Origin of the sequence: Aminobacter anthyllidis (genome assembly GCF_018555685.1) — a bacterium.
GTDB classification, from domain to species: domain Bacteria; phylum Pseudomonadota; class Alphaproteobacteria; order Rhizobiales; family Rhizobiaceae; genus Aminobacter; species Aminobacter anthyllidis.
Genome location: NZ_JAFLWW010000006.1, coordinates 126,000 through 152,845 on the forward strand (window position 1 = coordinate 126,000; position 26,846 = coordinate 152,845).

Sequence of the window (26,846 nt, forward strand, 5' to 3'; positions counted from 1 at the left end):
TGAAACCGCGTATCGTGCTTTCCGAAAATCGCTTCCGATTTTCGGGCCGAGCGGCAAGCCGAGGAGGCAAGCCATGGTCGTACAGGAGATGACGCGCGAGGAAAGTATCGCCATGCTGTTGTCACGCCGGCTAGCCCGGTTGGCCTGCGTCAGGGACAACCAGCCGTATCTGGTGCCGTGCCATTACGCATTTTCCGACAATCATCTCTACAGCTTTGCGCTGCCAGGGAAGAAGATCGACTGGATGCGGCAGAATGCACATGTGTGTGTTCAGGTCGACGAATTGGGCGCCAATCGCCAATGGCGCAGCGTCGTCGTTTACGGCCGGTTTGAAGAGTTGCCGGAGACCCCGCAATGGCACCGGGAGCGGATGCATGCCTGGTCATTGCTTGAACAGCACGCTAACTGGTGGGAGCCAGGAAGCCTGAAGCCCCCGTTCGCTTCAGCCGAGACCGGATCGGCACTGATATTCTACCGGATCAAGATCGACAGCATCACCGGCCGGCATGCACATGACGAAGACGACGGATCCGGCTAAGAACAAGCATCTTGATGACGTGGTTGGCTGCATACTGTTTCGATGATTCTTGACTCGCCTCCCACGCACGAACTTGCGCCAGATCCATCAACGCTTGCCGATGACGCCTTGCTCGACATCGTGCAGCGGCAGACCGTGCGCTACTTCTGGGAAGGCGGCCATCCCGCCAGTGGGCTTGCGCGGGATCGCCTGAAGACGACAGGCAACGAGCCAAACGATCTCGTTGCGATCGGAGGCTCCGGCTTCGGCATCATGGCGATCATCGTCGCGGTCGAGCGCGGCTGGCTCGATCGTATTGAAGCGCTGGGCCGTCTGCACCGAATGCTCGATTTGCTGGAGGCATCGCCGCGCTACCACGGCATGTTCCCGCATTTCATCAACGGCAGTACGGGCGACACCATTCCGTTCCGACGAAAGGACGATGGCGCCGACCTCGTCGAGACGACGTTTCTGTTCCAGGGCCTGATTTGCGCGCGCGAATATCTGGACCGGGCGGCAGGCGAGGAACAGCGTTTTCGCGGACGCGTGGATGCGCTGCTGGCGCAGGCCGAATGGGGCTGGTTTCAGCGGAAAGGCAAGCTCTATTGGCACTGGAGCCCGAAGCACCAATGGGCAATGAACACCCCGATCGAAGGCTGGAACGAGTGCCTGCTGGCTTTCGTGCTGGCGGCGGGATCACAACATCACGCAATCGACCCAGATTGCTACCACAACGGCTTTGCGGCCGGGCCGGGTTTTCATAACAGTCGTGAACATCACGGCATCGTATTGCCGCTCGGGATGGATTTTGGCGGGCCGCTGTTTTTCGCGCACTATTCCTTCTGCGGCCTCGATCCACGCGGCCTGAAAGACCGCCATGCCGATTATTGGGAGCAAAATGTCCGCCACGCGCGGATCAATCATCGGCATTGCGTGCTCAACCCCCATGGCCATCACGGTTACGGTCCCGATTGCTGGGGGCTTACCGCGTCGCATGGGCCGACGGGTTATGTTGCGCATGCGCCCGACCGGGACGTTGGCGTCATCACGCCGAGTGCCGCCCTGTCGAGCTTTCCCTACATGCCCGCTCAGGCGATGTCCGCCTTGCGCGGTTTCCTGGCCAGGCCGAGGAAGCGCATCTGGGGCCGCTTCGGTTTTGTCGATGCGTTCTGCGAAAACCAGAACTGGTACGCGCGAACCTACCTTGCCATCAATCAGGGCCCGATTGTCGCGATGATCGAGAACCATCGGACTGGGCTTTTGTGGAAACTGTTCATGGGCGCGCCGGAAGTTCGTCTCGGGATGGCCCGGCTCGGCTTCATCGAATCGATGCCGAAAGGGCTGATGCACGTGAGAGCGCAAGCCGACTGCCCTGCTGTGCCCCAAAGGGCGAGCGGCGACCTGCGCGGTCGCGCCTGGAGCTAGGCGAAAAATGCGGTTCTGATCTGCTCCCGTGATGCACCGGGCAGCATTTCCGGTCGCCGCGTGGCAGGCCCCGGATTTCCCACCTATGAGGGTGGCAGCCGCTTCGGTCGTGACATGCTCATCCCGGTGAGTAGCGCCTCGCTGATGCTTTGCGAGTAGGACGCAGTTTCCTCGAGGCCTGAGAAGTGGTTCAGTCGGATCGTGCTGCCCTTCTTGCTCATCACGATGCCAACTTTACGAAGCTGTTCCTGAACTTGCCGGTATGTAAGGGGCACTGGTTCTCCTTCATGGCGCTAGCCGGTCATCGACGAGGACTTAACCCCTGGCGATTGCCATTTCGCAGGCGAGCGCCACGTCCGAGATCGGCTTTGGGCACCAAACGGGGGTGGCACGGCAATGCTGCGCAAGATCGCGCGCACAAATATTAGCATAGCATGAAAGACACCCTGCGGCTGGCATTTTACCGCCGCGGGGCAGTGGCCGAGCCAGACAGGACGCCGGGTTCGCTGCAACGTCGGCAGCCGATGATCTGCGCCAATCGTGGGCGCGGCTGGTTGGCGCCCCTCGTGTGGCAATTAGCCGAGTGCGATCCATCTTTTCTGCAATGTTGCCGCAAGGCTGTCGGTTTAGTCATGGCATTGCTGTCGGGGTGGAGGAGCATGCTGCATGAGCATTTCGAGCGACGCTCGTTTCTGGGACCGGTCGTCACGCAGATATGCCAAATCGGCCGTTGCCGATCAGGACGGTTATGCACGCACGCTGGATCGGACACGTTCGCTGCTGCGCGCCGGCGACCAGGTTCTGGAGCTTGGCTGCGGCACCGGATCGACGGCGATGCTGCTTGCCGGCGACGTGAAAACCTATCTCGCGACGGATTTTTCGCCTGCGATGATCGCGATCGCCGAGGAAAAGCGCCTGGTATGCCCCATAAGGGGGCTCGATTTCCTGACCGCGACGGCCGAGGCTCCCGAACTCGGGTCCGGGCAGTTCGAGGTGGTTCTCGGCTTCAACTATTTGCATCTGGTACGCGATCTGCCCGGCACCTTGCGGCGCATCCATGTGCTGCTCGCCAGCGACGGCCTGTTCGTCTCCAAGACGCCTTGCCTCAGTGACATGAACCCGCTGATCCGCCTCGCGCTGCTGCCGGTGATGCGTGCCACTGGCCTTGCGCCCCATGCCGGCGCCTTCAGCACGGCGGAACTGGTCAGGCTCGTCTCGTCCGCTGGCTTCGAGGTCGTCGCGACCGAAAACCACGCGACAAAGGGCAACGATGTCAGGCCTTACATCGTCGCGCGCAAGCGGTGATTGCCGAGGCTTGCCGTGCCTAGAATGCGTCGGCCTGCAAGCTTGGATGTGCCGCCTCAAAGGCCGGCAGCGCGGCGGCGCGGTCGGCAATGGCGACCGACAACGGGAAGGCGGCCAGGTCGCACAGGAAGCGCCGGGCATTGGCCACCTGCGGCACCAGGCAGATGTCGGCGATGGTGACGGTGTCGCCGAGGCAGCAGCTGCCCGACAGGCCTGATGCTGCAAGCGTCTCCTCGAACGAGCGGAAGCCCTCCGCGATCCAGTGGCGGTACCATTCGCTGGCGTCGTCGTCCGACAGCTGCCAGCGTGCCTTCAGGTATTTCAGCACCCGCACATTGTTGAGCGGGTGGATGTCGCAGCCGATGACCTGGGCGAGGCCCCTGACATAGGCGCGCCCGCTGGCATCACCGGGCAGCAGCGGCGGTTCGGGATGCGTCTCGTCGAGATATTCGAGCACGGCGAGGCTCTGGGCGAAGACCTTGCCGTCCTCGACCAGCGCCGGCACCAGCCCTTGCGGGTTGAGCGCCATGTAGTCGGGCGTGCGGTGCGCCATGTTGGGCAGGCTGACAAAGCGGGGCTCCCAGTCGAGTCCCTTGAGCGCGAGCGCGATGCGCAGCCGATACGAGGTCGACGACCTGAAGAAAGTGTAGAGCGTGCGCATCGGGCTCGCCCTCAGTGCGCCGCGGCGTTGAGGATCTCGTCGGGCGTTGAGGAGACGACCTCGACATATTTGGGCACGAACTTGCGTCCCTCGATCAGGCCGACGAAAGCCGGCTTGAGTTCTTCCGCCAGCACCTTGCGGATCTTGGCGTGCTCGACGATGTCCGACCATTCGGCAATGAGGAAGAAGCGCTGCGGGTCCTCGGTGTCGCGGCACAGCACGCCGTCCTTCACCTGGGCCCATGATTTGTGCATCGGGTTGCCGTCGGAATAGTCGAACTCCTCGAACAGCCGGACGAATTCGTCCTCGCGGCCGGCTTCGACGCGGAAGTCGTAGATGTGCAGGAAGTTGCCTTTTGTCGCCAGTGGTTCCTGGGCCATGGAGCTCTCCTTTTCTCGTGTTCCCAATATTACTCAGTATACCGCCTTTTATTGTGCGCGCAAGACGCAACGCCTTGCCGGACAAGGGCTTGGTGGTGGCTTCGTCCCCTTCGATCTCCGCTTGAGCGGGGGAAAACATGAGGCGGTACCGCTCTTTCCCGTCGACCCTGCAAGGGCTAGACAGGGAGCAATCGGAAGCGAGGACACAAAGCGTGGCCAAGTCGGCGAAGACGGAAAAGAAAAAGGCCGCCGCAGTCGAAGGCGCGCTCAATCCGGAATTGCAGCAGCTGATCGAGCGGCTGCCGCTGTGGAAGCGGCCGGGCTATCTCATCCGCCGGCTGCACCAGGTCCATTACGCGCTGTTCTTCGAGGAGTGCCAGGAGTTCGGCATCACCCCGGTGCAGTACGGGCTGCTCACCATCCTCTCCGGCAATCCCGATTCCGACCAGATCTCGCTTGCCCAGGCGCTCGGCATCGACCGCACCAATGTCGCCGACGTGCTGACGCGGCTGGCCCAGCGCGGGCTTGTCGAGCGCACCCGCAGCATCGAGGACAAGCGCATGGTGCTGGCGCGGCTGGCACCGGAAGGCGAGAAACTTGTCGCGGCCATGCATCCGGCGATGAGCCGGGCGCAGGAGCGGCTGCTCGACACGCTCGGCGAGCGCGAGCGCGAGGCGTTCCTGGCGACGTTGCTCAAGCTGCTCGAGGCCAACAACAAATATGGCCGCGCCGCACTCGCCACGTCGAAGTTCGGCGACTGACTGACAGCCGTCAGATAGCCGACACGCCGCCGATTACCTGTTCCAGCAGGCGACGAGATGGCGGGGCGACCGTTCCGTGAGCTTCGGTGCGTCCTTGCGGCACTGCTCGGTCGCCAGCGGGCAGCGCGTCGAGAAGCGGCAACCGGGCGGCGGGTTGACGAGGTCGGGAACCTCACCGCCATAGACGATGCGCTTGCGCTGGCGTTGCGTGCGCGGATCGGGCACCGGCACCGCCGATAAAAGCGCCTCGGTATAGGGGTGGATCGGATGGTCGTAGAGGTCGTCGCGGTCAGCGATCTCGACCATGCGCCCGGCATAGAGGATCGCCACCCGGTGCGAGATGTGGCGCACCACCGACAGGTCGTGGGCGATGAACAAATAGCCGAGGCCGAGCTCCTTCTGCAGGTCCTGCATCAGGTTGACAACCTGTGCCCGAACCGACACGTCGAGCGCCGACACAGGCTCGTCGGCGACGATGAACTCGGGCTGCAACGCCAGCGCCCGGGCGATGCCGATGCGCTGGCGCTGCCCCCCGGAAAAAGCGTGCGGGAAACGGTCATGCGCGTCGGCGGGCAGGCCAACGACGCGCAGAAGCTCGGTGATGCGGTCGCGTGCCTCGTCAACGTGGCGGATCAGCCCGTGCACCAGCAGCGGCTCGGCGACGATGTCGATCACCCGCATGCGCGGGTTGAGGCTGGAATAGGGGTCCTGGAACACCAGCTGCATGTTGCGGCGAAGCTTGCGCAGCGCCTCGCCATCGGTCCGGGTGATGTCGTTGCCCTTGAACACGATCTTGCCGGCCGATGTCTTGATGCGGCGTAGCACGGCGCGGCCGGTGGTGGTCTTGCCGGAACCGGATTCACCGACAAGTCCAAGCGTCTCGCCGGCATGGAGGTCGAAGGAAATGTCCTGCAGCGCGTCGAAGGATTTCGGCCTTCCCCAAAAGCCCTGGGCGCCGGTCTCGTAGGTGACACCTAAGCCCTGGACGCTGAGCAGCGGGGCATGCGGCGCCGGGGCTGATACGGGATTGAGCATCGGTGCTTCCTAGTGCGAAATCGAAGGCGTCATCAGCGGTGTCGCCCATGCCGGCGTCGAAGGCTGCCAGCAGGCAGCCTCGGCGTCGGGCCGGATATGGGCAAGCTGCGGCGCCTTCTTGCAGGCTTCGCCCGACAGCGGGCAGCGCTGCTGGAACGAACAGCCGTCTGGCGGCGTCACCAGGTTGGGCGGCGTGCCGTCGATCGAGATCAGCCGGTCCGAAACCTCGTCGAGCCGCGGCGTCGAGCGCAACAGGCCCTGCGTGTAAGGATGCGCCGGGCGCTCGAACACGTCTTCCGCCTGGCCGGTTTCGATGATCTGTCCGGCGTACATCACCGCAACCCGGTGGCAGAGGCCGGCGACGACGCCGAGGTCGTGCGTGATCAGCACGATCGACAGCCCGAGCGACTGCTGCAGCTCGGCGAGCAGTTCGAGGATCTGCGCCTGGATGGTGACGTCGAGCGCCGTTGTCGGTTCGTCGGCGATCAAAAGCTGCGGCTCGCAGGCGATCGCCATGGCGATCATCACGCGCTGGCGCATGCCGCCTGAGAACTCGTGCGGATGCTGGTCGAGCCGGCGGCCCGGCGCGCTGATGCCGACGGCGGCGAGCAGTTCCTCGGACCGGGTCCGCGCCTGCTTGCGCGTCATGCCGAGATGGCGTTCCAGCACCTCGCCGATCTGGGTGCCCACCCTCAGCACCGGGTTGAGCGAGGTCATCGGGTCCTGGAAGACCATCGCCACTTCCTTGCCCCTGATGTCGCGGGCGTAGCGCTCGCCGTCAGCGCCCAGCAGCGAGCGGCCCTTCCAGCGGATGTCGCCCGACGCGATGCGGCCCGGCATGTCGATCAGGCCCATCACCGCTTGCGCGGTGACGCTCTTGCCCGAACCGGATTCGCCGACGACACCCAGCGTTTCGCCGCGGCCGATCGACAGCGTCACGCCGCGCAGGCCCTGGACGAGACCGCGCCGTGTGTCGAACTCGACCTTCAGCCTGTCGATTTCGAGCAGCGGTTCATTGTTGCTCATGGCGCTGATGTTCATGACCGTCCTCCATGGCTGCGGGCTGCTGGGGTGGGCTGGCGGCGCTTGCTGCGAGCCGCCGCCTTGGCGCGCTGGTAGGCAAAGCGTTTCTCGCGCTCCTGCGGGTCGGTGGTGACGCGCACCCAGGAGGCGAACAGGTTGACCGCAAGCACTGTGGTCGCGATCGACAGGCCGGGGAAGGTGATCAGCCACCAGGCGACGAAGATGTAGTCCCGGCCATTGGCGACATCGAGGCCCCAGCTGGTTGCCGGCGGTTGTACGCCAAGGCCAAGGAATGACAGCGCGGCTTCGGCCAGCACGATGTTGGTGAATTCGAGGATTCCGAGCGTCAAAAGCGGCGACGTCAGGTTGGGCAGGATATGGCGGAAGATGACCCGCGAAGTGCGGCAGCCGATCATTTCGGCCGCTTCGACATAAGGCGTCTGCCTGACCGACAGCACGATGCCGCGCACGACGCGGGCATAGACCATCCAGTTGGTGACGGCGAGCACGATCACCATCGTCGTCATGCTTGGGCCGATCACCGAGATGACCAGCAGGATCAGCAGCAGGCCGGGGAAGGCGACCTGCACGTCGACGATGCGCATGATGACCGCGTCGGTGCGTCCGCCCTTGAAGCCCGACCACAGGCCGAGCACGACGCCGAACGTGCCGGCGAAGAGCACCACCAGGACACCGACGATCAGCGAGGCCCGGGCGCCATAGATAACACGAGAAAGCACGTCGCGGCCGAGATGGTCGGTGCCGAGAAGATGCTCCCACGTGCCCTTTGGCAGCCATGCCGGCGGCTTGAGCCGCGACATCACCGATTGCGCGGCGGGATCGTAAGGTGCGATCAGCGGCGCGAAGATCGCCATCAGGACAAGCGCCACGATGACTGCGAAGCCAAGCGTGCCGAGCTTGTCCTGCCACAGTTCCCGGCCGAGTTCGTCGAGCTTCGCCATCAGCGTCGGGCGCTGCACGGCTTTGCGGGTGGTCGCCACCGGCGTCGTCACAGGCATGGGGATAGCCATGTCAAGCCAACCTTATGCGTGGGTCGATGAGTTTGTAGATGACATCGAGGCCGACATTGATGATCACGATCAGCACGGCCACGATGAAGACGATAGCCTGCAGCAAAAACAGGTCGCTTTTCTGGATCGCCTGCATCGCCGTCAGCCCAAGTCCGGGCCAGGCGAACACAGTCTCGACGACCACGGTGTAGCCGGCGAGCGCGCTGATCAGCTCCCAGCCGGCCAACGTGACGAATGGCACCAGCGTGTTGCGCATGGCATGCACCATGACGACGCGCCTGAAATGCAGGCCCTTGGCGCGGGCGGTGCGGACATATTGCTGGTTCAGTTCGTCGATCATCGACGAACGCACCAGCATCACCAGCCGTGCCAGCGACGGCAGGGCAAGCGTGATCGCTGGCAGGATGTAGTATCGCGCCCCGCCCATGCCCGAAGTCGGCAGCCAGCCGAGCGTCACGGCGAAGAACACGATCATCAAAAGGCCGAACCAGAACTGCGGCAGCGACAGGCCGAACAGGCCGACAAACACTGTCGTTCTATCGACCCAGCCACCTGGACGGAGGGCTGCGATGGCACCGAGCGGCAGCGACAAAAGGATCGCCAGGCCAAGGCCGGCGCCGATCAGCTTCAGCGTGTTGGGCAACCGTTCGAGCACGACGTCCAGGGCCGGCCGGCGCTGCCACAGGCTTTCGCCGAAATCGAGCCGGGCCATGTCGCCGACGAAGTCGACGAACTGCGCCCCGATGGGACGGTCGAGGCCGATCTGCTGGGCAAAGGCCGCGCGCTGCGCATCGGTCGCCGATAGCGGCAGCATCACCTTGACCGGATCGCCGACCATGCGTGTGGCGATGAAAACGATCAAGGTCACGCCGATGACGACAAGGAGACCTTGTCCGATGCGGCGGAGCAGAAAACCACCCATATTCCTCTCCATTGGCTGGAGCCGGCTACCCCTTGTTGAGCCGGCTCCAGAACTGTTGGGGTTCGCTTATGTTTTTGTTCGAACCCGCAATTGTCGCTGTTACTCCGTGACCTTCATCTCCTTGACGAGGAGCTTGGAGTCGACGCGCGGTTGCCATTCGAGTCGCTTGGAGAAGCCGTAAATGTCTTGCTGGTTGAGCAGCGGGACGAGGTACGACAGGTCGTACGACTTCTTGGTGATGGCGTCATACATGGCCTGGCGCTTCTCGATGTCGGTCTCGGTCCTGGCGGCGCTGATCTGGTCCGACATTTCCTGGTCGCTGTTGGACGCGGAACTCGCCTTGCTCTGCAGCACGGCCGTCATTTCACGGTCGACGTCGAGCAGTTCGTTGGAGTTCGACAGGAAGATCGCATCCGGCCGCGTGTTCTTGTCGAACAGCTGGTTGAGATATTCGCCGAAGTCCTCGATCTTGATGTCGACATTGAGCCCGGTTTCCTTCCAGTAGGCGCCGACGGCCTCGATCAGCTCGCGGTCCTTGAGCCAGCGTCCGGCCTCGCCGACGAGCTTGATGGTCTTGCCCTCGGCGCCCGCTTCCTTGATCAGGGCCTTCGCCTTGTCGAGGTCGAACACGTAGTCGGGCAGCGCCTTGTTGTAGCCGAAGGCCTTGGGGTTGACGACCTGGCCCTTGGCCGGCGTAGCGTAGCCGCCGAACAGGCTCTCGGCCAGCGCCTTGCGGTCGACCGAAATGTTCAGGGCCTCGCGGACGCGCGGATCCTTGGTCACCTCGTTGTCGGTCGATACGATCATGAGGGTCGTTTCGAGGCCGCTGACGGCTGCGAATTTCGGCGCCTGCTGGGCGAACTCCGGCAACAGGTTGGTGATGACGTCGAGCTCGCCGGCCATCAGGCCGGAAAGGCGCGTGCCGGATTCCCCGACGAAGCGGTAGGTCACCTTGTCGATCGACGCTGCATCGCCCCAATAGTCGGCGTTTTTCTCCAGCACGATGTCCTGGCCGCGGCTCCAGCTGGTGAACTTGTAGGGGCCGGTGCCAACCGGTGCTTCGGCGAACTTGGCGTCGGCCGCATAGGTCGCGGGGATCATCTTCATCCAGTACATGCGCGATGGCAGGATCGGATCCGGACCCGAGGTGAGGATGCGCACGGTGAGGTCGTCGACCTTCTCGGCGCCGGTGATGGTGCCGAAATAGGCGGCCTGCTCCGACTTCAGCGCGGGATCGATGACGCGCTTGACGCTGTTGACGACGGCATCGGCATTGAACGCCTCGCCATTGTGGAACTTGATGTCGGGCCTGAGCTTGAATTCCCAGGTCTTCGCGTCGACCTGCGTCGGCGCCGCTGCCGCGAGCCCTGCGATCAACTCGCCGTCGGGCGTGCGCGCCATCAGCGTCTCATAGACATTGTCGTTGATGGCGCGTTCGCCGCCATCGTCGCGTATCTGCGGATCGAGCGTCGAAGGCTCCGATCCGATCGCGATGGTGATGTCGGCGGCGAGCGCCGACAGCGGGGAAAGTGCCATGATTGCCGCAACCGCGGCGCTACTTGCCAGTTTCGTCAGTAAGTTCATTGGTCCACCCATTCGCCAAAGACAACAAAATCGACCTGATGCGCGCAGTCTGTGCTGCGTTGATAGTGCGGGCCGCCACATCCCTCGGCCAGAAGAGTGGATTGTATGCAATCGACTGTCAAGCGATTGTTGATCAACTTTACTGGCGATGCCGTCCGGGAATTGAACGGACCGCCATTTTCCTCAGTAAATTATTGAAAATGCACAAAATTTAGAACGTGATTGCTGAAATTTCGTTCATGAATGGCATCTCGTTATCCTGATCAATCGCGATTTCTGGCAATTTCTTGCATATAGTATACCAAAAATGACAAGCAAATGGCTTATGCGATCGACGTCCTGGCAGACTGGGTGGCATCGAATCCGGGAAATACAACACCGCGCCAGATACCGGCATGACAGTGTTCGGCCGCAAGAGTGCAAAATCTGCCCGCGTGTTGGTGCAGGGGGCGGTTCTATCCTGTTTGGCTGATCTCGGCAGCGACACGCAATTGCAGCGCTATACTGATTGCGGGCAAGAAAGTGCTTTCTTGCGCTGTTATCGCGTTTCTCGGCAACCCAGCCGCCGACCAGCATGCCGGCGGGCGGTGCTTGCCCTGGGCATGGCGATCGGAGTGACTGGTGCGGGTTCGAGGTGGGTGACCGCCGTCGCGCGGCTATCAGCCGAAATAGCGCGGCGGCAGCTTGAGCGGATCGGGATCGAGCCGCTCGAACATGGCGGCGATATCGAACAGCCGGTCTTCCGTGCCGGCCGCGCCGACGATCTGCAGTCCCGACGGCATGCCGTTGCCGGCCTTGCCGAACGGAAAGGCGAGCGCGGGATGCCCGGTCAGGTTGGCCAGGATGTTTGGGATCGGCTCTTCGAGGAAGTAGAACTTGTCGACGGTCCTGAGCGGTCCCGCCGATGCCAGAGCGCCGGGCATCAGGATCGCATCGACAGTACCGAGGCTGCTGTCGAGCCTTTGCCTGAGCACCGCCCGCATTTTCTGCGCCGCGGCGAGGTCGGCGGCACCAAGGCATTCGCCCGCAAGCGCGCGTCCCCGGAACATCTCGCCGAAAGCGGAAAAATTGCCGCGCACCTCGTCGCCATACTGTGCCGCGATCTCGGCCATCATCACCACCGCGCCCGGGGCGTGAAAAGTTTCGAGCGGCGGCAGGTCGAGCTCGACGACGGTCCCGCCATGGTCAGCGAACAGCGCAAGCGCGCCTTGCAGCGCCGCTGCCATTTCGGGGCGCAGCTTTTCGCCCAGGCCCCAGCCGCAACTGGAGACGCCGAGCCGCATGCCGGCAAAGGACGGCGCTTCGACGGAAGCCGGCCGCTTCGCCCTGGTGCCCGACATCGCGGCATACAGGGCGCGGCAATCCTCGACCCGCGCGCCGATCGGCCCGCAATGGTCCATCGAGCGCGCCAGCGTGTCGACGCCTTCCACCGAAACGACGCCGAAGCCCGGCTTGAAGCCGACCATGCCGCACATGGTGGCCGGCAGGCGGATCGAGCCGGCGGTGTCGGTCGCCACCGAGCCCATGCACAACCCGCCGGCGACGGTGACCCCCGAACCGCTCGACGAGCCGCCAGGGAACATCTCCAGGTTCCATGGGTTGCGCGCTGGCGGGAATGGCAGGTCGAAGGATGGACCGCCGAAGGCCAGTTCATGGCAATTGGCCTTGCCGAGGATGATCGCGCCCGCCTCGACAAGCTTGCGCACGACGGGCGCATCCTGCGTCGGCCTGCGGCCGAGCCGCGAATGCGAGGCGCCGGTGTTGGGCATGGAGGCGACCTCGACGATGTCCTTGACCGAGATCGGCACGCCAGCGAGTGGGCCGACGGCCTCTCCGGCGGAGAGGCTTTCGTCCAGCCCTCGTGCCTGCGCCAGCGCTGCCTCTTCGGCGACATGGACGTAGCCGGAAAGCTCGCCGTCGAAACGTGCGATCCGGTCAAGGAAATAGCTGGTCACTTCAACGGCCGAGATATCGCGCCGGGAAACGGTAGCGGCGAGGTCAGCGACGGGCAGGCACTCCAGTCGGTTCATCGGCCGTTCTCTTTTTCATGCGCGCGGGCCAGTTCGGCGACGCGTTTGGCCAGTCGTTCGAGCACGGCGATGCCACGGGCGAAATCTGCCGCCTCGCTGGCGCTTGCCTCGGGCGGCAGCGTGATCGCTTGGGGTTTCGGGGCGGGTGGGGTCACGTCGCGCGCCTTTCTTGAATGGCCGAGAAATTGGAATTGATCAGTATACGTCTGTTATGCATTGTTGGAAGTGACTGGGTTGGAACCGGTCGGGGGATCAGGTGGGCAGCGTGAAGCAGAATGAAAAGCCGTTCGACGTGGCCGTTGTCGGCGGCGGCATCGTCGGGCTGTCGGTGGCGCTTGAAGCGCAGTCGCGTGGCCTTTCCGTCGCCATCGTCGATCCCGGTGTCGCCGAGGCCCGCGCATCCTACGGCAATGCCGGCGTGCTCAGCCGTGGCTCGATCTTTCCGATGGCCGCGCCCGGCATCCGCTCCCGCTTGCCGCGTTATGCGTTGGGGCGCGACATTGCGGTGCGGGCGCGCCTCGGCTCGTTGCCCTTCATGCTGCCCTGGCTGACGCGATTTCTGCTCGCCGCCGAAGAGGGAGCCTGGCGCCGCGCGGCGGCGGCGCTCAACCCGATGGTCGCCGAGGCGTTCGACCGTCATGTCGCCATGGCCGATCTCGTCGGCGGCCGGCACCTGATCAAGCGCAACGGCTGGCTCCGGCTCTACCGCAGCCAGCAGGCCTTCGCCGGCAGTGCGCTGGAACGCGAGGTACTGTCGGAAAACGGCGTCCGCATCGATTGCCTTGGCGAAGACGAGATCCGCCAGCTCGAGCCGCATCTTGCCCACCGCTTTTCCAATGGCATCTTCTTTCCCGACACAGGCTCGGTCGAAAGCCCGGGTGAACTGGTCGAGCTCTATCGTACTGCCGCCGAAGGTCGAGGCGCGGTGCTTGTCACCGGCAGGGCCGACAACATCCTTGATGCCGGCGAGAACATGGCGGTCATGGTGGCTGGCCGCGGAATCGAAGGCCGCCACGTCGTGCTCGCCGCCGGTGCTCATTCGGCAGTGCTGGCGAGACCGCTCGGCTATCGATTTCCGCTTGCCGCCGAGCGCGGCTATCACCGCCATTTCGCGCTGGCCGACGGCGTCGAGCTGCGCCGCCCGGTCTACGATGCCGCCGGCGGCTACGTGCTGTCGCCGATGAACGGCAAGGTGCGCCTGCTCTCGGGCGTCGAGTTGGCCCGGCCCGACGATCCGGCCAACACCGCGCAGATCGAGGCCATCGAGCCCGATGCGCGCCAGACGCTGCGCTTCACCACGCCTGTCGAGGACAAGCCCTGGCTCGGCAGCCGCCCATCGACGCCCGATGGCTTGCCGGTGATCGGCCGTGCCGCCCGCCATCCCAGGCTGATCTTCGCCTTCGGCCACGGCCATATCGGCTTCGCCAACGGTCCGATGACCGGAGCGATCGTCGCCAGCCTGGTCCAGGGCGAACGGCCTTTGGTACCGATAGCGGCCTTTGCTCCGGCGCGCTTCGGCGGCTAGGCAACGAAGGGTCGTCACGGCAGCGTCAAGCCGCCGTCGACATGCAGCGACTGGCCGGTGATCTGCCTGGCATCGCGCGACAGCAAAAACAGGATCGCCGCCGCCACGTCGGCCGGCTCGGTCAGCCGCCCTGTCGGGGTCACGGCGACGGCCTTTTCGAGTGCCGAGGTCGTCGCGGCGAAGTGGCCGGTCGGATCCTTGCGGGTGAAGCCCGGCACGACGCAATTCACCGTCACGCCTTTCGGCGCGAGCTGGACGGCCATCGATTTCGCCAGCGCCTCGAGCGCGCCCTTGGCGGCCGACGTCGCCGGAAAATGGATGTCGGCGGTGCCAAATATGTGGGCGACGAAGGAACTCACCACCACGACGCGTCCGCAGTTAGAGGCGACAAGGTCGGCAAGTGCTGCATCGACAAGGCGCAGCAGCGCGGTCGGCATCGTTTCGAAAGCCTGGGTGAGATCTTCCGGCCTGACTTCGCCGAGTGTCGAGCGCGTGGCCTGGGCCGCGTTGCTGACGATCTGGTCGACCCGCCCGAAGCGGGCGCGGGCGGCTGCGACCATGGCTGCGGGCACAGCCGGATCGGCAAGGTCGCCAAGCACGATCTCGGTCATCGCCCCCGAAGCCTGGCAGGTCTCGGCGACGGCCTTCAATCCGTCGGCGTTCTTGCGAGTATGCAGCACGAGCCCCATTCCAGGCGCTGCCAGCCGCCGAGCCGTTTCGGCGCCGATGCCGCTGCCGGCGCCTGTGATGAGCACGATGCGATCGAATGATGTGGTCAAGGTTTTGTCCCCGAGTGATTGAGATCGATGTTGCAGGCGGTCGGCTCAGGCGCCTAGGGCCACGCCGTCCTTGCGCTTGTCAGAGCCGCCGAGCAGGCTGCCGTCGTCGTCGCGCACAACGAACTGCGCGCCGCCGAAGTCGCTGCGACCGGCGAGTTCGCCGGCGCCTTCCGGATCGCTGTAGCCGGCCTCGCGCAGTGTCTTGACGACCGCATCGGCCGTTCCCGGCTCGATCGCCAGCGCCTTGTCGCCCTCCAGCCGCCAGCGCGGCGCGTCGATCGCCGCCTGCAGCTTTTCGCCCCAGGCGGCGAGACGCACCAGAAGTTGCACATGGCCCTGCGGCTGCATCGCGCCGCCGACGACACCGAAGCCGGCATGGAAGCGCCCGTCCTTCAGCGCCGCACCCGGCACCACAGTGTGATAGGGCCGCCTGGCCGGCGCCGGTCCGTTGACGTGGCCGGGCTCGGAAAAGCCAGAACCGCGGTTCTGCAGCACAAAGCCGCAATCAGGCACGGCGATGCCGGAGCCGAAGCGCTTGAAGACGCTGGTCATCAGCGTCACCGCAAGCCCATCGCGGTCGACGACCACGGTCGCGACAGTGTTTCCGGCGGGATCGGCGACGGTTTTTTTGGCTTGCGCCATGGCCCGTCCGACGGCTTCTACCATCGCCAGCGTGGTGGCCGGATCGTCACGGTCGAGCGCTAGGACGTCAAGTTCTTCCAGCGCATCGAGCACGGCGACACCATGCGTATTGGGCGGGCATTCGAGAACCGTCAGGCCGCGGAACTTGCGTTCGAGCGGCAATACGAAATCGCCATGATGCCTGGCGAAGTCCTGCGCCGCCAGCACACCGCCCTGGGCCTGGTTCGCTGCTGCCGCCTGCCGTGCCGGGGCGCCGAGATAAAAGGCATCGGGCCCGTCGGCCACGATTGCCCGCAATATTGCCGCAAGCTCGGGATTGGCGAAACGCTCGCCCGCGCGTGGCGTGTTGCCTGCGCGATAGAGCTTGGCGCAGGCGGGATCGCGTTTGATCACCGGTTCGAACACCGCCCATTCGCGGGCGGTTATCGGCAGGACGGCAAAGCCATGCTCGGCGAGCGCGATGGCCGGAGCGAGCAATTGGGCAAAGGGCAGGCGGCCGTAGCGGGCGTGCAGGTCGAACCAGCCGCGCACCGCGCCGGGCACGGTGACCGACAAGGCGTGCCGCTCCGGGATACGCTGGTTCGGCAGCTTCTCGATCACCTCGGCCGAAAGTGCGGCCGGCGATCGTCCGCTGCCGTTGTAGCTGATGGCGTGGCCATCTGGCTCGACCAGCATCGCCAGCAAGTCGCCGCCTATGCCGGTCGCCATCGGCTCGACCACGCCGAGGATGGCGTCGGCTGCGATCGCCGCATCGACGGCGGAACCGCCCGCCGCCAGCATGTCCTGGGCAGCGCGAGCCGCCAGCGGGTGGCCGGTCGCCACCATCGCGGTGGCGCTGCGGACGCCGATGCCGGCATGTGTTTCGGAGCTGTCCATTCCTGTCTCCCGAGCCCTGACTTTGGCGCCTGATCATCGCCAGCGCAACATACTGTATGCGCAGTGCGGCAAGCGGACCTGTCGCAACAGTAGAATGCGGCTTGCGTCGATGTCAATTTGGTATACAGTATTCTAAATCGAGTTTGAGAATCGACAGGGGATCCGAATGACTGTTGCAATGAACCCGGACGAATTTCGCACCGCGCTGGAAGATGCCATCAAGGGCAAGAGCGCCAACAAGTCGCCCTTCAGCATGGCATGGGCGAGCGGCAAGCTCAGCCGCGACCATCTCTCGCGTTGGGCCGAAAACCACTATCACTATGTCGGGCCGTTCGCTGATTACCTCGGCTACATCTACGCCCGCATGCCCGAGCAGTATGTCGAGGCCAAGGATTTCCTGCTCGCCAACATGTACGAGGAAGAGATCGGCGGCGACCGCCACACCGACCTCCTGATCCGCTTCGGCGAGGCTTGCGGCACATCCCGCGAGCGCATGACCGACCAGGAGAACATGTCGCCGACGACGCGTGGCCTGCAGAGCTGGTGCTATGCGGTGGCGATGCGCGAAGACCCCATCGTCGCCGTTGCCGGCCTTGTCGTCGGCCTCGAATCCCAGGTGCCGTCGATCTACCGCAAGCAGACGCCGACCCTGCGCGACAGCTACGGCTTCACCGACGAGGAAGTCGAGTTCTTCGACCTGCACATCGTCTCCGACGAGATCCATGGCGAACGCGGCTACCAGATCGTGCTTGAGCACGCCCGCACCGTCGAGATGCAGCAGCGCTGCCTCAGGATCTGCGAGGTCGGCGCCCAGATGCGGCTGCTCTACACCACGGCACTCTACAACGACTATGTCGCCGGCGACGTGAAGCTTGGGCGGGTGGCGCCGATGGAGCCGGAACTCGCCGGCATCGGCGGCGTCTGAGCAACGCACATGCCGACAGTCGTGATCCACAGCAAGGGCGAGGCCTATAGCGGCGAGGTCAAGGAGGACACCAACCTCGTCGTCCGAGCCGGCATCAAGCAGTTTCCCTATCCGCACCTCGCCTACAAATGCGGCATGGGAAAATGCGGCACCTGCGCCAGCCGCATCCTGGCTGGCGCCGAACACCTGCCGCCGCCCAACTGGAAGGAAAAGAAGCAGCTCGGCGACAAGATCGACGAGGGCTTCCGGCTCGTCTGCCAGCTGTGGATCAAGCACGACATCGAGCTTCGCCAGGAGAAGGTGACGGAGCAGTCCTAACCAGAAGATACGCCGCCTGCGTGGCGGCAGGAAAAAACTACGGCCGTGGTGCGCCCGTGCACCCGGTCGTGCGAGCAAAAATCAGCATGAGGTGGACAAATGTATGTGGTTCTGACGACCAAGCCGGGCGAGTTCCGGACCGAGATGAGCCCCGGCGTGCAGCCGGTCGAGACCTACGACTACATCTTCTATGGCCGCAAGCGCGCGAGCTTCACCATCGCGAAACTCACCGACCAGGTGCAGACCCGCATCCGCATCGTCGAGGATGAGCCGCCACAGATCGAAAACAACGTGCCTTGCAAGCTGTTCGAGAAGTTCGATTCGGTCGAGGAAGCCCGCCACGAACTCAAGACGCTGACCACCTACGGCAGCATGGACATCCAGCTCAAGCGCGTCTGACGCCTTGGCCGGCCGCCGTTCCTTCCAGCATCTCCCACGCCCCGAATGCGCCGATGATCACCATCACCTTCATCACCAATGACGGCAAGCAGGCGACCGCGCCCGACAACAGCAATCTGCTGCGCGTGTCGCTGCGTGAAAAGGGCGGCATCCCGTTCAAATGCGGCGGCGGGTTGTGCGGCACCTGCAAGTGCAGGATCGAGACCGGCATCGAGAACACCGACGCGGTCAAGCCCAAGGAACGCAACCACCTGACGCCGGATGACCTCGCCGCCGGCTTCCGCATGGCCTGCCAGACCTTCGTGCTCGGCGACATCAGCGTCTCCTGGGTTCCCAAGGCACGCTGAGACGCATTCTCCGAAAGCAGAACGACCTCGAAAGCAAGATGACCGATGACTGAGCGACACCTGAACTACATCGCCGGTGAATGGCAGCCCGCTTTCGGCGGCGCCACCTTCGAGGACCGCAATCCGGCCGACGAGCGCGACCTGATCGGCCTTTTCCCCGACTCCGCTGCCACCGACGTCGCCGCGGCGGTGGCATCGGTTGCGTCCGCATGGCCGGCCTGGGCGGCGCAGTCGCCCGAGGTGCGCGCCGACGTGCTGTTCAAGGCCGCCGACCTGATGTCGCTGCGCGCCGACACGATTGCCGCCGAGCTGACCCGCGAAGAGGGCAAGACGCTCAACGAAGCGCGCAATGAAGCCCGGCGCATCGCCGCCAACTTCCGGCTTTATGCCGGCGAGGCGCTGCGCCTCAACGGCGAGACCTATCCCAGCGAGGTCGCCCAGCTCGTGCTGTCGCTGCGCCAGCCGGTCGGCGTCGTTGCCGTTATCACGCCGTGGAATTTCCCGCTGTCGATGGCCGCGCGAAAGCTCGGCCCCGCACTGGCCGCCGGCAACGGCGTCGTCTTCAAGCCGTCCGAGATCACGCCGCTGATGGGCCAGCGCCTGGTCGAGGTGCTGCTTGATGCCGGCCTGCCGCCGAAGCTCGTCGCCCTCGTCCAGGGCAAGGGCGCCAAGGTCGGCCAGGCGATTACCGCTCAGGCCGGCGTCGATGCGCTGACCTTTACCGGCTCTTACGCGGTCGGCAAGCAGATCGCCGCGTCGCTTTCCACCGACACCCGCGTCCAGCTCGAAATGGGCGGCAAGAACGCCACCGTCATCCTGGCTGACGCCAGCATCGACAAGGCGGTTGCGACGATCGAGCGTGGCGCCTTCGGCCTCACCGGCCAGGCCTGCACCGGCACCAGCCGCGTGCTCGTTGCCCGCCCGCTCTATGCCGAGCTCGTGGCTCGGCTGGAGAAATCCGCCGCCGCCATCAAGGTCGGCCCGGGCACATCAGAGGGCGTGCAGATGGGGCCGCTCGCCACCCGCGCGCAATACGACAAGGTGCGCGCCTATGTCGGCATCGCCCGCGACGAGGGCGGCCGGGTCGTCGGCGGCGATGCGCTGCCCGAAACCGATCCGGCGCTGGCGCATGGCTATTTCGTCCGCCCGGCGGTTGTTTCCGACCTGCCTGAAAACAGCCGGCTGTGGCGCGAGGAAATCTTCGGACCGGTGGTCGCCATCCGTCCGATCGACAGTCTCGACGAGGCGATCCGGCTGGCCGACGACACCGAATACGGCCTCGCCGTTTCGCTCGTCACCGGCGACCTGCCATCGGTGCTGCGCTTTGCCCGCGAGACCCAGCACGGCATCGTCAAGGTCAACAGCCCGACGACGGGCGTTTCGCTCAACGCACCCTTCGGCGGCCTCAAGCATTCGAGCAACCAGGCGGCAAAGGAGCAGGGCGGCGCCAACGTCATGGACTTCTACAGCCGCATCAAGACCATCTATCTTGGGGCCTGACATGCTTGACAGCCTGATGTCGTTGATGCCCGGCAGCTTCGTGCCGGGTCATCTTTTCGGCATGGGCGCGATGGTGTTTGTCGCGGCATTGCTCCAGGGCATAGGCGGGCTCGGCTTCGCCATGGTCTCGGCGCCGCTCGCCGTACTGTTCTTTCCCGAGATGGCGCCCGGGCCGCTGCTGGTGCTTGGCGCGGGCCTTGCGCTGCTTGGCGTGATGCGCGATTTCGACGCCGTCGACTGGGCCTCGGTCACCACGCTGATGGTCGGCCGCGCAGGGGGCACGCTGCTTGCCGGCGCCACGCTAGCCGCACTGCCCACCAACGCCTTCTCGATCGTCTTTGCGCTGTTGATCCTCGTCGGCGTCGGCCTCAGCTTTGCCGGCTGGAAGGTCAGGGCCTCGCATCCCAACATGGCGCTGGCCGGCCTCGCCTCCGGGCTGATGGGCACCATCACCTCGTCGGGCGCGCCGCCCTTCGCCATCGTCATGCAATATGTGCCGCCACGCGAGATGCGGGCCACCGTCAGCTGCGTCTTCTTCGCCGGCGCCATCCTGTCGCTGCTGATGCTGGCCTATGTCGACCGCTTCACCCTCCCGCAATTCTGGCTCGGCATCCTGCTGTTTCCGCTGATGCTCGGCGGCTTCTTCGTCTCGAGCCGCTTCGTCGGTTATTTGTCGCCGCGCGGCGTTCGCATGCTGCTGCTCACCATGTCGGGTCTCGGCGCGCTCGGCATTCTCGCCCGGACGCTGGTGCCATGATCCACGTCACTGACCAGATGGTCGAAGCCGTGGTCAGCGCCGCCGACGCCCGCGCCGTATTGGCCGATGCCTTCCGGCAGTTTGGCCAGGGTGACGCGGCGATGCAGGCGCGCATCCGCAGCGAGGCCGGCGGCGTCAAGCTGTCGACTTTGGGCGCCGTCATCCCCGGCCAGGAGGTTCTGGGCGCCAAGGTCTACAGCACGATCAAGGGCCAGTTTTCGTTTGTCATCCTGCTGTTCTCGTCGGTCGACGGGCGCGCGCTCGCCACTTTCGACGCCGGCGCCATCACCCGACTCCGGACCGCCGGCTGCTCGGTCATCGCGGCCCAGCATCTCGCGCGTCCTGAGGCGTCGACACTTGCCGTCTTCGGATCGGGACCGCTCGGCCGGGCGCACGCTATGCAACTCGCCGAGGTCTTCCCGCTCAGGCAGGTGCTGCTCGTCAGCCGCTCGTCCGACCCGGCTCTGGCCGCCGAACTGGAAGCCGCTTGCGGCATCCCGACCCGCATGGCTTTGGCCAACGAAGCGGCCGCCGAAGCCGACATCGTCGTCACAGCCTCTCGCTCCGCAACCGCACTGTTTCCTGGCGACCTGCTCAAGCCCGGTTGCTTCGCCGCCGCCGTCGGCTCGAGCCTGCCCAACACCCGCGAGCTCGACGACCGGGCGATGGCGCGTGCTTCGCTCGTCGCCGTCGAGTGGCGCGACCAGAGCCTGCGCGAGGCCGGCGACCTCGTGCTTGCCGATCCGGAAGCGTTGCCTCGGGACAAGATGGTCGAACTCGGCGAGCTTCTCGCCGGCAAGGCGCGCGGCCGCGCGACCGACGACGAGATCACCATCTACAAGTCGGTCGGCGTTGGCTTGCAGGACATCGCGCTGGCGGGCCTGGCCTACAGGCGGATTGTCGGCGGCTAGCTACGATCACGCCAAGCGACTTGTACCAGTCGCGATGATCACAAGGCACGTTGCCATGACGGCATCTGTTGATCGGCCTCGGCGGTCAAGCGCAGAGCAGCCGCTCCGGGCGTGTGATCGGCTTCATTACTGGTTCTTGAAGCAGCGCAGCTCGACTTCGTTGCGATAGTCTTCGACAGCGCGCTGCTGCATTGGCGTGGTCGAGAATCGTGGATGCTCATAGGCCGCCAGAATTTCATCCCGCGTGCCGGCGCCGGGCGCCTTCTCCAGGTGCAACTGGCCGCTCAGCGGAAGACCTGCCTGCCGAGCGGACATGATGGTTGCCGCCCAGGACCCCCTCAGGTGGCAAATCTGGTCCGGGCTGTGGTTGTTGGACAACGCTTGCGCGGGAAGGAGCGCCAACAGCAAGATGGTAAGAACTGTCCTGCGCACTGCTGGGCAAACCTCCTGTAACGGCGAGCGCATATTGGGAAAGTCTGGTGCGCTCAGCGCCCCTGCAGCACGCGGATCAGCTTGCTGTTGTCGGCTGTGCTGGAATCGAGGTTGCGGTAGTCCTGGTAGGTGATGCGGTTGCTGGCCATGCCGTTGATCATGCGCTTGCAGAATGTTTGCGCGTAGGTGCTCGGATTGATGTTGAACACCGCGGCCATCTCGGCCTTGTCCTTGGCCGAGCGTGCGTTCTCGTCCTTGATGCAGCTCGCCATGATCTCGCGCTTCAGCGAGGGACTGCCGCTGAGGGCCGTCTGCGCGGTCTTGTATTCGCCTTGCGACATGGTCGTGCAGCCCGCGACAATTGCGGAAAGGCCAAGCAAGATTACCCTACGGATCATGTCGTGCATCCAGATGCGAAAATGATTGAAGCAAATGATCAGAACAGGTCGCCTACTGCAACAGGTCAGGCGCGCTCGTCAACTGACAGTTGAAAATAATGTGGTTCAGCGGTTTGCATGAATCCAAAACGATCGCACGCTCAGTGTTATTTAGAATAAGCTATATTAGAAAATATTGAGCGATCTATGCCTCGTCTTGTCGCAGCGCGACCGGCGGCGTAGCTATGCGATCACCAGCCCAGCTGGCTTCCGCAGACGATGAGGTAGCATTCGGCGTAACGCTTGTACTCCGGCGTGCCGTATGCCGGCATCGTACCGCTGTCGTTGTAGCTGTCGAGCAAGCTGGCGCACATGACCTTCTCGAATGGCGGCCAGGAACTGACGGCCAGGGCTTGTGGCGACGCCAGCGCAATGGCGGCGAGGATGAAGCATCCCAGGCTGGCAGCTGCAAAAAGAGAAGCGTTGCGCATGGAGATGACCATGTACATGGTCGCAACATCGCCGGCAATGGGAGAGCAATGTCATGATGAACGGAGTAATTCATCGCCGCGATGGTGAAAGCACCAAGATGCGTGGCAGACCAAGCGACGCGGCACAAGGATGAGTGTCGGCTGAGAGCGCCGCTGGCCTCGCGCAGTTCTGCGCCACGCTTTGTCTATTCCTTCGTTGCCTCAGCCGCCTTGGTGTTGATCAGGCCGAAGCCGAAGTCGGTGTCGCGGCCCTTGTCGCCGAGGTCGGTGGCGGTGCTGGCAAGCGCCTTTTCGATCGAGTCTGCGCTGCGCTCCGGTTCGTTGTGCAGCAGGTTGGCGATCGCGCCGCTGACGACGGCCGCGGCAAACGACGTGCCGGTGACGAGGTCGGTGCCGCCGCCGACAGGGGCCATCAGGTCGACGCCGGGCGCCGAGATGTAGACGTAGGGGCCGCGGTTGGCCTGCTTCATGATCGCGTCCTTGGCGTCCGTAGCTGTGACCGCGATCACCCCCTTGTAGGCGGCGGGATAGCCATAGGGCGCGCCCGGGCCGTTGTTGCCGGCGGCAGCGACAAGGATCATGCCGCGTGCGCGGGCGCCCCGGCTGGCCTGCTCCAGCAGCGCGTTCTTGGGCCCGACAAAACTCATATTGACGATCTGGACGTTCTGCTCGGCGGCCCAGTCGAGGGCGTTGAGAATGATCTCCATTGTCGACTTGCCGCCTTCGAACGCGCGGGCGTGGAAAATCTTCGACCCCGGCGCCATGCCCTTGAAGTCGCCGGTGCCTGATATCAGCCCGGCCACCGAGGTGGCGTGGTCGCGGGCGGTGACTGCAACGCCCGGCATGGCGTCGAAGCTTTGCGCGATGACGCCCTTGAGCGCCGGATGGGTTTCGTCGATCGCCGTATCGATGACCGCGACATTGACGTTTTCGCCATTCGCCGCCGCCTCGTCGAGCGAGATGCGCTGGAAGGCGAAGCTGGGCGCTGCCGCTGCCTGCTGCAGCTCGTAGATGTGGTTGGGCTCGCGCGCGCTGGTGCGGCCATCGCCGGCCAGTTGCGCCAGCACCACGCCGACCGGACGGCCGTCGGGAATGCCGAAGCGCACGAGGCTGGTGCCGAGCAAGGCCGACTGGCGCTGCGAGCGGATTTCAAGGCCATAGGCGGCGGCGAGGGCCTGCGCATCGGCCGCGCCGCCATCGACTGTCACCAGCACCTCGTCGGGCACGAAGGCGCCCGAGATGGCACGCGGCGGCGCGGTGATGGCGGGGCCGGGCGGCGCAGCGTCGGCTGCAGGAGGTGTCGGCGGCGGAGATCCGGCCTGCCCGCCACCGCCGGTAGGGGCGGCACCGCCGGCGGGATCGCGCAGCGGGTTGGGCGTCGGCACTGGCGTTGCCGGCTGGCCGCCCGAGGCGACGCCGGGAAAGTCGCCGGGATTGGGAAACAGGTCGACGATCAGCTCGGGCAGGCCGACGGCGCCGGGCAGGCCACTGCCGCCCGAGGCACCACCCGGGGCGGCGCCGCCAGGTGCCGGGCCACCCGGTTGCAGGCAATTGGCGTTGCCGGCCGCAGTCGTCTGGTTGAGGCAGTCGAGCTGCTGCGGCGTCAGGCTGGGGTCGTTGGTCTGGGCGAAAACAGGCGTGGCGGCGAACAATGCCGCCGCCAGCACAAGCCGTGCAAATCGCCTCGACGTCATCATCCAGCCGGTTTCCTTCCTGCCGTTACCGTGTCGGCAAAGGGTGCCGCCGCGATGACGCCGACGATGCGATCGTAGTCGGCGACCGTCTCGGCCGGGATGGCGATGCGGAACACGCCGCTTGCCGTCGGGCCGTCGATGATCGAAGCGCCATTGTCGCCGAGCAGGCTGGCGATGTCGGCCATCTTGGCATCCGGCTTGAACGTCACCAGCGCGAAGGGCAGCTTCGCCTGGTCCTCGCCGGTCCCGGCAACCTGGACATCGTTGCCACGGCCACCGGGCTCGAGCACCGACTGGACCATGACCAGCGCCAGCAAAGCCGCCGCTGCTCCCCAGGCGACGCCCACCGGCAGGCCCATGAAACGTTCCCAGACGCGCGACAGCAGCGATTGTGCCTGCGGCTCGCGAACCGGACCGGCCTCGGTGTCGAGCAGCTTGGAGAAGCGGCTCAGCGCATCGGCGGGCGGCCGGATCGCCTCGTTGGAGGCCATCGTGCCGGAGAATTCGGCCTCGGCGGCTTCAAGGGCAGCGGGTGCCGCCGGATCGCTGGCGAGCCAGTCTTCGACAGTTGCCAGTTCCGACCCTTCGAGCGTGCCGTTCAGATAGAACGGCAGTAGCGTTTCGATCTCGTCGCGGCGCGACATCTTTTCGGCAGCGCTCATGGCCAGCCCCTGTCGTATCCGGCGGCCTTCAAGGCTTCGCCGAGTTTCTTGCGGGCATAAAACATCCGCGTCTTCACGGTGGCGACCGGAATGTCGAGCACCTCGCCGATCTCGGTGACCGATTTGCCATGGTAATAGGCCAGGTCGATGACAGTGCGATGCTCCTCGGCAAGCGCATCGACGAAGCGGCGTAGGGCTGCACCCTTGTCCGTCTTCATCGTCGCCACTTCGGGCGTGTCGTTGTCGTCGGGCACCGCCGCCGCATCGTCGTCGTCGAGCCACTCTTCCTTGCGCTTGCGCAGCGACGACAGCGCCTTGAAACGCGCTATGCCGAGCAGCCAGGTCGAGACTTCCGAGCGGCCTTCGAATTTCGGCGCCTGGCGCCACAATTCGAGAAACACTTCATTGGCTACGTCATCCGCCATCGCTTCCGACCCCGTCTGGCGCGCCACGAAACGGTAGACCCGTGCGTGGTGCCGCGTGAACAGGAGCCGCAAAGCGGCGCGGTCGCCGTTCGCGACGCGGCTCACGAGATCACGATCGGACATGGGGTCTGATGCGATGTTCATGGCCGGTGCTACCGCCGGGCTCCTGTCTGCTTGGTCGTTGTTGGCCGCAAAAAGGTTCACCGGAATGTTTCGGATGAAAGAAAGCTAGCCGAACTTCCGCGGCATGGCCAGTCCGCCGCGCCACCACACTGTCGGCATCCTTTACCGGCCCTTGCGCTCAAGCTATTTTGGTATACAGTATTCCAAAATGGCTTTGCAGACGATATCTCAAGGGAGCACTGAATGACCGTTGCAATGAATCCGGACGAGTTCCGCACGGCGCTCGAAAACGCCATCAAGGGCAAGAGCGCCAACAAGTCGCCATTCAGCGTCGGCTGGGCGAGCGGCAAGCTCAGCCGCGAGCATCTCGCCCGCTGGGCCGAGAACCACTACCACTATGTCGGGCCGTTCGCCGATTACCTCGGCTACATCTACGCCCGCATGCCGGAGGGCTACACCGAGGCCAAGGATTTCCTGCTCGCCAACATGTATGAGGAAGAGATCGGCGGCGATCGCCACACCGACCTGCTCGTCCGCTTCGGCGAAGCCTGCGGCACGACGGGCGACAGGATGCGCGACCCCGACAACATGTCGCCGACGACCCGCGCCCTGCAGAGCTGGTGTTATGCGGTGGCGATGCGCGAAGACCCCATCGTCGCGGTTGCCGGCCTCGTCGTCGGTCTCGAATCCCAGGTGCCGTCGATCTACCGCAAGCAGACGCCGACGCTGCGCGACAAGTATGGCTTCACCGACGAGGAGGTCGAGTTCTTCGACCTGCACATCGTCTCTGACGAGATCCATGGCGAGCGCGGCTACCAGATCGTTCTGGAGCATGCCCGCACGGTCGAGATGCAGCAGCGCTGCCTCAAGATCTGCGAGGTCGGCGCCCAGATGCGGCTGCTCTACACCACGGCACTCTACAACGACTATGTCGCGGCCGAACTGCCGCTCGAGGAACTCCTCGCCGCCTGATCCCGCCATAGTGGGGA

General features: G+C 64.7%; 30 protein-coding genes. 13 read left to right on the forward strand and 17 right to left on the reverse strand.

Translation table 11 applies throughout. The features are described 5' to 3' along the window. The first annotated feature begins 73 nt into the window (after positions 1-73). From J1C56_RS20725 to J1C56_RS20735, 3 genes are all read left to right on the forward strand, one after another. Positions 74-538, forward strand: coding sequence for a pyridoxamine 5'-phosphate oxidase family protein (locus J1C56_RS20725; RefSeq protein WP_214391962.1), 465 nt, complete (start codon positions 74-76; stop codon positions 536-538). 108 nt (positions 539-646) lie between these two features. After that, the gene (locus J1C56_RS20730; protein WP_338001477.1) at positions 647-1,942 is read left to right on the forward strand and encodes a glucoamylase family protein; all 1,296 of its coding nucleotides are present in this window, start codon (positions 647-649) and stop codon (positions 1,940-1,942) included. Positions 1,943-2,608: 666 nt separating this feature from the next. After that, entirely contained in the window at positions 2,609-3,247 is a 639-nt protein-coding gene (locus tag J1C56_RS20735; protein WP_214391964.1) for a class I SAM-dependent methyltransferase, read from the forward strand. A gap of 19 nt (positions 3,248-3,266) precedes the next feature. On the opposite strand, the gene maiA is transcribed toward J1C56_RS20735, so the two are convergent. Together maiA and J1C56_RS20745 are read right to left on the reverse strand one after the other, a co-directional pair. Next, positions 3,267-3,908, reverse strand: a complete 642-nt coding sequence (maiA, locus tag J1C56_RS20740; RefSeq protein ID WP_214391965.1) for a maleylacetoacetate isomerase — start codon at positions 3,906-3,908, stop codon at positions 3,267-3,269. An 11-nt stretch (positions 3,909-3,919) separates the two neighbouring features. Then, the gene (locus tag J1C56_RS20745) at positions 3,920-4,288 is read right to left on the reverse strand and encodes a hypothetical protein (RefSeq protein WP_246591679.1); all 369 of its coding nucleotides are present in this window, start codon (positions 4,286-4,288) and stop codon (positions 3,920-3,922) included. A 212-nt stretch (positions 4,289-4,500) separates the two neighbouring features. On the opposite strand from J1C56_RS20745, the gene J1C56_RS20750 reads away from it, so the two are divergent. Then, positions 4,501-5,049, forward strand: coding sequence for a MarR family winged helix-turn-helix transcriptional regulator (locus J1C56_RS20750; RefSeq protein WP_338001478.1), 549 nt, complete (start codon positions 4,501-4,503; stop codon positions 5,047-5,049). Between the two features lie 33 nt (positions 5,050-5,082). Here J1C56_RS20750 and J1C56_RS20755 read toward each other — a convergent pair whose 3' ends face one another. The 7 genes from J1C56_RS20755 to J1C56_RS20785 all read right to left on the reverse strand — a co-directional run bounded on the left by J1C56_RS20755 (position 5,083) and on the right by J1C56_RS20785 (position 12,829). Then, positions 5,083-6,084, reverse strand: a complete 1,002-nt coding sequence (locus J1C56_RS20755) for an ABC transporter ATP-binding protein (RefSeq protein ID WP_214391968.1) — start codon at positions 6,082-6,084, stop codon at positions 5,083-5,085. 9 nt (positions 6,085-6,093) lie between these two features. Then, a complete protein-coding gene (locus J1C56_RS20760) occupies positions 6,094-7,125 on the reverse strand; it encodes an ABC transporter ATP-binding protein (protein ID WP_214391969.1) in 1,032 nt (343 codons plus the stop codon). Next, positions 7,122-8,108, reverse strand: a complete 987-nt coding sequence (locus tag J1C56_RS20765) for an ABC transporter permease (RefSeq protein ID WP_420797425.1) — start codon at positions 8,106-8,108, stop codon at positions 7,122-7,124. The genes J1C56_RS20760 and J1C56_RS20765 overlap by 4 nt, the downstream gene beginning before the upstream one ends. A gap of 31 nt (positions 8,109-8,139) precedes the next feature. Further along, entirely contained in the window at positions 8,140-9,060 is a 921-nt protein-coding gene (locus J1C56_RS20770) for an ABC transporter permease (RefSeq protein WP_214391970.1), read from the reverse strand. 99 nt (positions 9,061-9,159) lie between these two features. Continuing rightward, a complete protein-coding gene (locus J1C56_RS20775) occupies positions 9,160-10,596 on the reverse strand; it encodes an ABC transporter substrate-binding protein (RefSeq protein ID WP_214392360.1) in 1,437 nt (478 codons plus the stop codon). 707 nt (positions 10,597-11,303) lie between these two features. Further along, the gene (locus J1C56_RS20780) at positions 11,304-12,674 is read right to left on the reverse strand and encodes an amidase (RefSeq protein ID WP_214391971.1); all 1,371 of its coding nucleotides are present in this window, start codon (positions 12,672-12,674) and stop codon (positions 11,304-11,306) included. Further along, the gene (locus J1C56_RS20785; protein WP_214391972.1) at positions 12,671-12,829 is read right to left on the reverse strand and encodes a hypothetical protein; all 159 of its coding nucleotides are present in this window, start codon (positions 12,827-12,829) and stop codon (positions 12,671-12,673) included. The genes J1C56_RS20780 and J1C56_RS20785 overlap by 4 nt, the downstream gene beginning before the upstream one ends. A gap of 110 nt (positions 12,830-12,939) precedes the next feature. Between J1C56_RS20785 and J1C56_RS20790 the strand changes: the two genes are divergently transcribed. Further along, positions 12,940-14,199: an NAD(P)/FAD-dependent oxidoreductase gene (locus tag J1C56_RS20790; RefSeq protein WP_214391973.1), complete on the forward strand. Its 1,260-nt coding sequence runs from the start codon at positions 12,940-12,942 to the stop codon at positions 14,197-14,199. Positions 14,200-14,213: 14 nt separating this feature from the next. On the opposite strand, the gene J1C56_RS20795 is transcribed toward J1C56_RS20790, so the two are convergent. Both J1C56_RS20795 and J1C56_RS20800 read right to left on the reverse strand, forming a co-directional pair. Next, on the reverse strand, positions 14,214-14,978 hold the full coding sequence (locus J1C56_RS20795) for an SDR family NAD(P)-dependent oxidoreductase (RefSeq protein ID WP_214391974.1): 765 nt from the start codon (positions 14,976-14,978) through the stop codon (positions 14,214-14,216). Between the two features lie 45 nt (positions 14,979-15,023). Further along, positions 15,024-16,496: a gamma-glutamyltransferase family protein gene (locus J1C56_RS20800; RefSeq protein ID WP_214391975.1), complete on the reverse strand. Its 1,473-nt coding sequence runs from the start codon at positions 16,494-16,496 to the stop codon at positions 15,024-15,026. Positions 16,497-16,662: 166 nt separating this feature from the next. On the opposite strand from J1C56_RS20800, the gene J1C56_RS20805 reads away from it, so the two are divergent. From J1C56_RS20805 to J1C56_RS20835, 7 genes are all read left to right on the forward strand, one after another. After that, positions 16,663-17,421, forward strand: coding sequence for an iron-containing redox enzyme family protein (locus J1C56_RS20805; RefSeq protein ID WP_214391976.1), 759 nt, complete (start codon positions 16,663-16,665; stop codon positions 17,419-17,421). 9 nt (positions 17,422-17,430) lie between these two features. Beyond that, positions 17,431-17,739 carry a 2Fe-2S iron-sulfur cluster-binding protein gene (locus J1C56_RS20810; RefSeq protein ID WP_214391977.1) on the forward strand — a complete coding sequence of 103 codons (309 nt, stop codon included), beginning with the start codon at positions 17,431-17,433 and terminating at the stop codon, positions 17,737-17,739. A 99-nt stretch (positions 17,740-17,838) separates the two neighbouring features. Next, complete coding sequence (locus tag J1C56_RS20815) at positions 17,839-18,138, forward strand: ferredoxin (protein WP_214391978.1); 300 nt, start codon at positions 17,839-17,841, stop codon at positions 18,136-18,138. A 53-nt stretch (positions 18,139-18,191) separates the two neighbouring features. Beyond that, complete coding sequence (locus J1C56_RS20820; RefSeq protein WP_184769871.1) at positions 18,192-18,485, forward strand: 2Fe-2S iron-sulfur cluster-binding protein; 294 nt, start codon at positions 18,192-18,194, stop codon at positions 18,483-18,485. A gap of 45 nt (positions 18,486-18,530) precedes the next feature. Continuing rightward, complete coding sequence (locus J1C56_RS20825; protein ID WP_214391979.1) at positions 18,531-19,985, forward strand: aldehyde dehydrogenase family protein; 1,455 nt, start codon at positions 18,531-18,533, stop codon at positions 19,983-19,985. A gap of 1 nt (position 19,986) precedes the next feature. Further along, positions 19,987-20,742, forward strand: a complete 756-nt coding sequence (locus J1C56_RS20830) for a sulfite exporter TauE/SafE family protein (protein ID WP_246591683.1) — start codon at positions 19,987-19,989, stop codon at positions 20,740-20,742. Continuing rightward, positions 20,739-21,653: an ornithine cyclodeaminase family protein gene (locus tag J1C56_RS20835; RefSeq protein ID WP_214391981.1), complete on the forward strand. Its 915-nt coding sequence runs from the start codon at positions 20,739-20,741 to the stop codon at positions 21,651-21,653. The genes J1C56_RS20830 and J1C56_RS20835 overlap by 4 nt, the downstream gene beginning before the upstream one ends. Positions 21,654-21,779: 126 nt before the next feature. Here J1C56_RS20835 and J1C56_RS20840 read toward each other — a convergent pair whose 3' ends face one another. The 6 genes from J1C56_RS20840 to J1C56_RS20865 form a co-directional block, all read right to left on the reverse strand. Continuing rightward, a complete protein-coding gene (locus tag J1C56_RS20840) occupies positions 21,780-22,061 on the reverse strand; it encodes a hypothetical protein (RefSeq protein ID WP_214391982.1) in 282 nt (93 codons plus the stop codon). A 77-nt stretch (positions 22,062-22,138) separates the two neighbouring features. Beyond that, the gene (locus J1C56_RS20845) at positions 22,139-22,483 is read right to left on the reverse strand and encodes a hypothetical protein (RefSeq protein WP_214391983.1); all 345 of its coding nucleotides are present in this window, start codon (positions 22,481-22,483) and stop codon (positions 22,139-22,141) included. A 230-nt stretch (positions 22,484-22,713) separates the two neighbouring features. Continuing rightward, the gene (locus J1C56_RS20850) at positions 22,714-22,971 is read right to left on the reverse strand and encodes a hypothetical protein (protein ID WP_214391984.1); all 258 of its coding nucleotides are present in this window, start codon (positions 22,969-22,971) and stop codon (positions 22,714-22,716) included. Between the two features lie 167 nt (positions 22,972-23,138). Continuing rightward, positions 23,139-24,650 carry a S8 family serine peptidase gene (locus J1C56_RS20855; protein ID WP_214391985.1) on the reverse strand — a complete coding sequence of 504 codons (1,512 nt, stop codon included), beginning with the start codon at positions 24,648-24,650 and terminating at the stop codon, positions 23,139-23,141. Beyond that, a complete protein-coding gene (locus J1C56_RS20860) occupies positions 24,647-25,309 on the reverse strand; it encodes an anti-sigma factor (RefSeq protein ID WP_214391986.1) in 663 nt (220 codons plus the stop codon). Before J1C56_RS20860 ends, J1C56_RS20855 begins: the two co-directional genes overlap by 4 nt. Continuing rightward, on the reverse strand, positions 25,306-25,878 hold the full coding sequence (locus J1C56_RS20865; RefSeq protein ID WP_184769877.1) for a sigma-70 family RNA polymerase sigma factor: 573 nt from the start codon (positions 25,876-25,878) through the stop codon (positions 25,306-25,308). Before J1C56_RS20865 ends, J1C56_RS20860 begins: the two co-directional genes overlap by 4 nt. A 222-nt stretch (positions 25,879-26,100) precedes the next feature. On the opposite strand from J1C56_RS20865, the gene J1C56_RS20870 reads away from it, so the two are divergent. Next, positions 26,101-26,829 (forward strand): iron-containing redox enzyme family protein, encoded by a 729-nt coding sequence (locus J1C56_RS20870; protein ID WP_214391987.1) that lies wholly within the window; start codon positions 26,101-26,103, stop codon positions 26,827-26,829. Positions 26,830-26,846: the final 17 nt, after the last annotated feature.

Excerpts from the sequence above, each read along its gene's own strand:
- J1C56_RS20755 (WP_214391968.1), bottom strand. The coding sequence starts at position 6,084 with ATGCTCAATCCCGTATCAGCCCCGGCGCCGCATGCCCCGCTGCTCAGC.
- J1C56_RS20815 (WP_214391978.1), top strand. The coding sequence starts at position 17,839 with ATGTATGTGGTTCTGACGACCAAGCCGGGCGAGTTCCGGACCGAGATG.
- J1C56_RS20845 (WP_214391983.1), bottom strand. The coding sequence starts at position 22,483 with ATGATCCGTAGGGTAATCTTGCTTGGCCTTTCCGCAATTGTCGCGGGC.
- J1C56_RS20805 (WP_214391976.1), top strand. The coding sequence starts at position 16,663 with ATGACTGTTGCAATGAACCCGGACGAATTTCGCACCGCGCTGGAAGAT.
- J1C56_RS20770 (WP_214391970.1), bottom strand. The coding sequence starts at position 9,060 with ATGGGTGGTTTTCTGCTCCGCCGCATCGGACAAGGTCTCCTTGTCGTC.
- J1C56_RS20810 (WP_214391977.1), top strand. The coding sequence starts at position 17,431 with ATGCCGACAGTCGTGATCCACAGCAAGGGCGAGGCCTATAGCGGCGAG.
- J1C56_RS20745 (WP_246591679.1), bottom strand. The coding sequence starts at position 4,288 with ATGGCCCAGGAACCACTGGCGACAAAAGGCAACTTCCTGCACATCTAC.
- J1C56_RS20835 (WP_214391981.1), top strand. The coding sequence starts at position 20,739 with ATGATCCACGTCACTGACCAGATGGTCGAAGCCGTGGTCAGCGCCGCC.
- maiA (WP_214391965.1), bottom strand. The coding sequence starts at position 3,908 with ATGCGCACGCTCTACACTTTCTTCAGGTCGTCGACCTCGTATCGGCTG.
- J1C56_RS20830 (WP_246591683.1), top strand. The coding sequence starts at position 19,987 with ATGCTTGACAGCCTGATGTCGTTGATGCCCGGCAGCTTCGTGCCGGGT.
- J1C56_RS20735 (WP_214391964.1), top strand. The coding sequence starts at position 2,609 with ATGAGCATTTCGAGCGACGCTCGTTTCTGGGACCGGTCGTCACGCAGA.
- J1C56_RS20725 (WP_214391962.1), top strand. The coding sequence starts at position 74 with ATGGTCGTACAGGAGATGACGCGCGAGGAAAGTATCGCCATGCTGTTG.
- J1C56_RS20760 (WP_214391969.1), bottom strand. The coding sequence starts at position 7,125 with ATGAACATCAGCGCCATGAGCAACAATGAACCGCTGCTCGAAATCGAC.
- J1C56_RS20865 (WP_184769877.1), bottom strand. The coding sequence starts at position 25,878 with ATGAACATCGCATCAGACCCCATGTCCGATCGTGATCTCGTGAGCCGC.
- J1C56_RS20825 (WP_214391979.1), top strand. The coding sequence starts at position 18,531 with ATGACTGAGCGACACCTGAACTACATCGCCGGTGAATGGCAGCCCGCT.
- J1C56_RS20850 (WP_214391984.1), bottom strand. The coding sequence starts at position 22,971 with ATGTACATGGTCATCTCCATGCGCAACGCTTCTCTTTTTGCAGCTGCC.
- J1C56_RS20820 (WP_184769871.1), top strand. The coding sequence starts at position 18,192 with ATGATCACCATCACCTTCATCACCAATGACGGCAAGCAGGCGACCGCG.
- J1C56_RS20800 (WP_214391975.1), bottom strand. The coding sequence starts at position 16,496 with ATGGACAGCTCCGAAACACATGCCGGCATCGGCGTCCGCAGCGCCACC.
- J1C56_RS20775 (WP_214392360.1), bottom strand. The coding sequence starts at position 10,596 with ATGGCACTTTCCCCGCTGTCGGCGCTCGCCGCCGACATCACCATCGCG.
- J1C56_RS20870 (WP_214391987.1), top strand. The coding sequence starts at position 26,101 with ATGACCGTTGCAATGAATCCGGACGAGTTCCGCACGGCGCTCGAAAAC.
- J1C56_RS20855 (WP_214391985.1), bottom strand. The coding sequence starts at position 24,650 with ATGATGACGTCGAGGCGATTTGCACGGCTTGTGCTGGCGGCGGCATTG.
- J1C56_RS20780 (WP_214391971.1), bottom strand. The coding sequence starts at position 12,674 with ATGAACCGACTGGAGTGCCTGCCCGTCGCTGACCTCGCCGCTACCGTT.
- J1C56_RS20860 (WP_214391986.1), bottom strand. The coding sequence starts at position 25,309 with ATGAGCGCTGCCGAAAAGATGTCGCGCCGCGACGAGATCGAAACGCTA.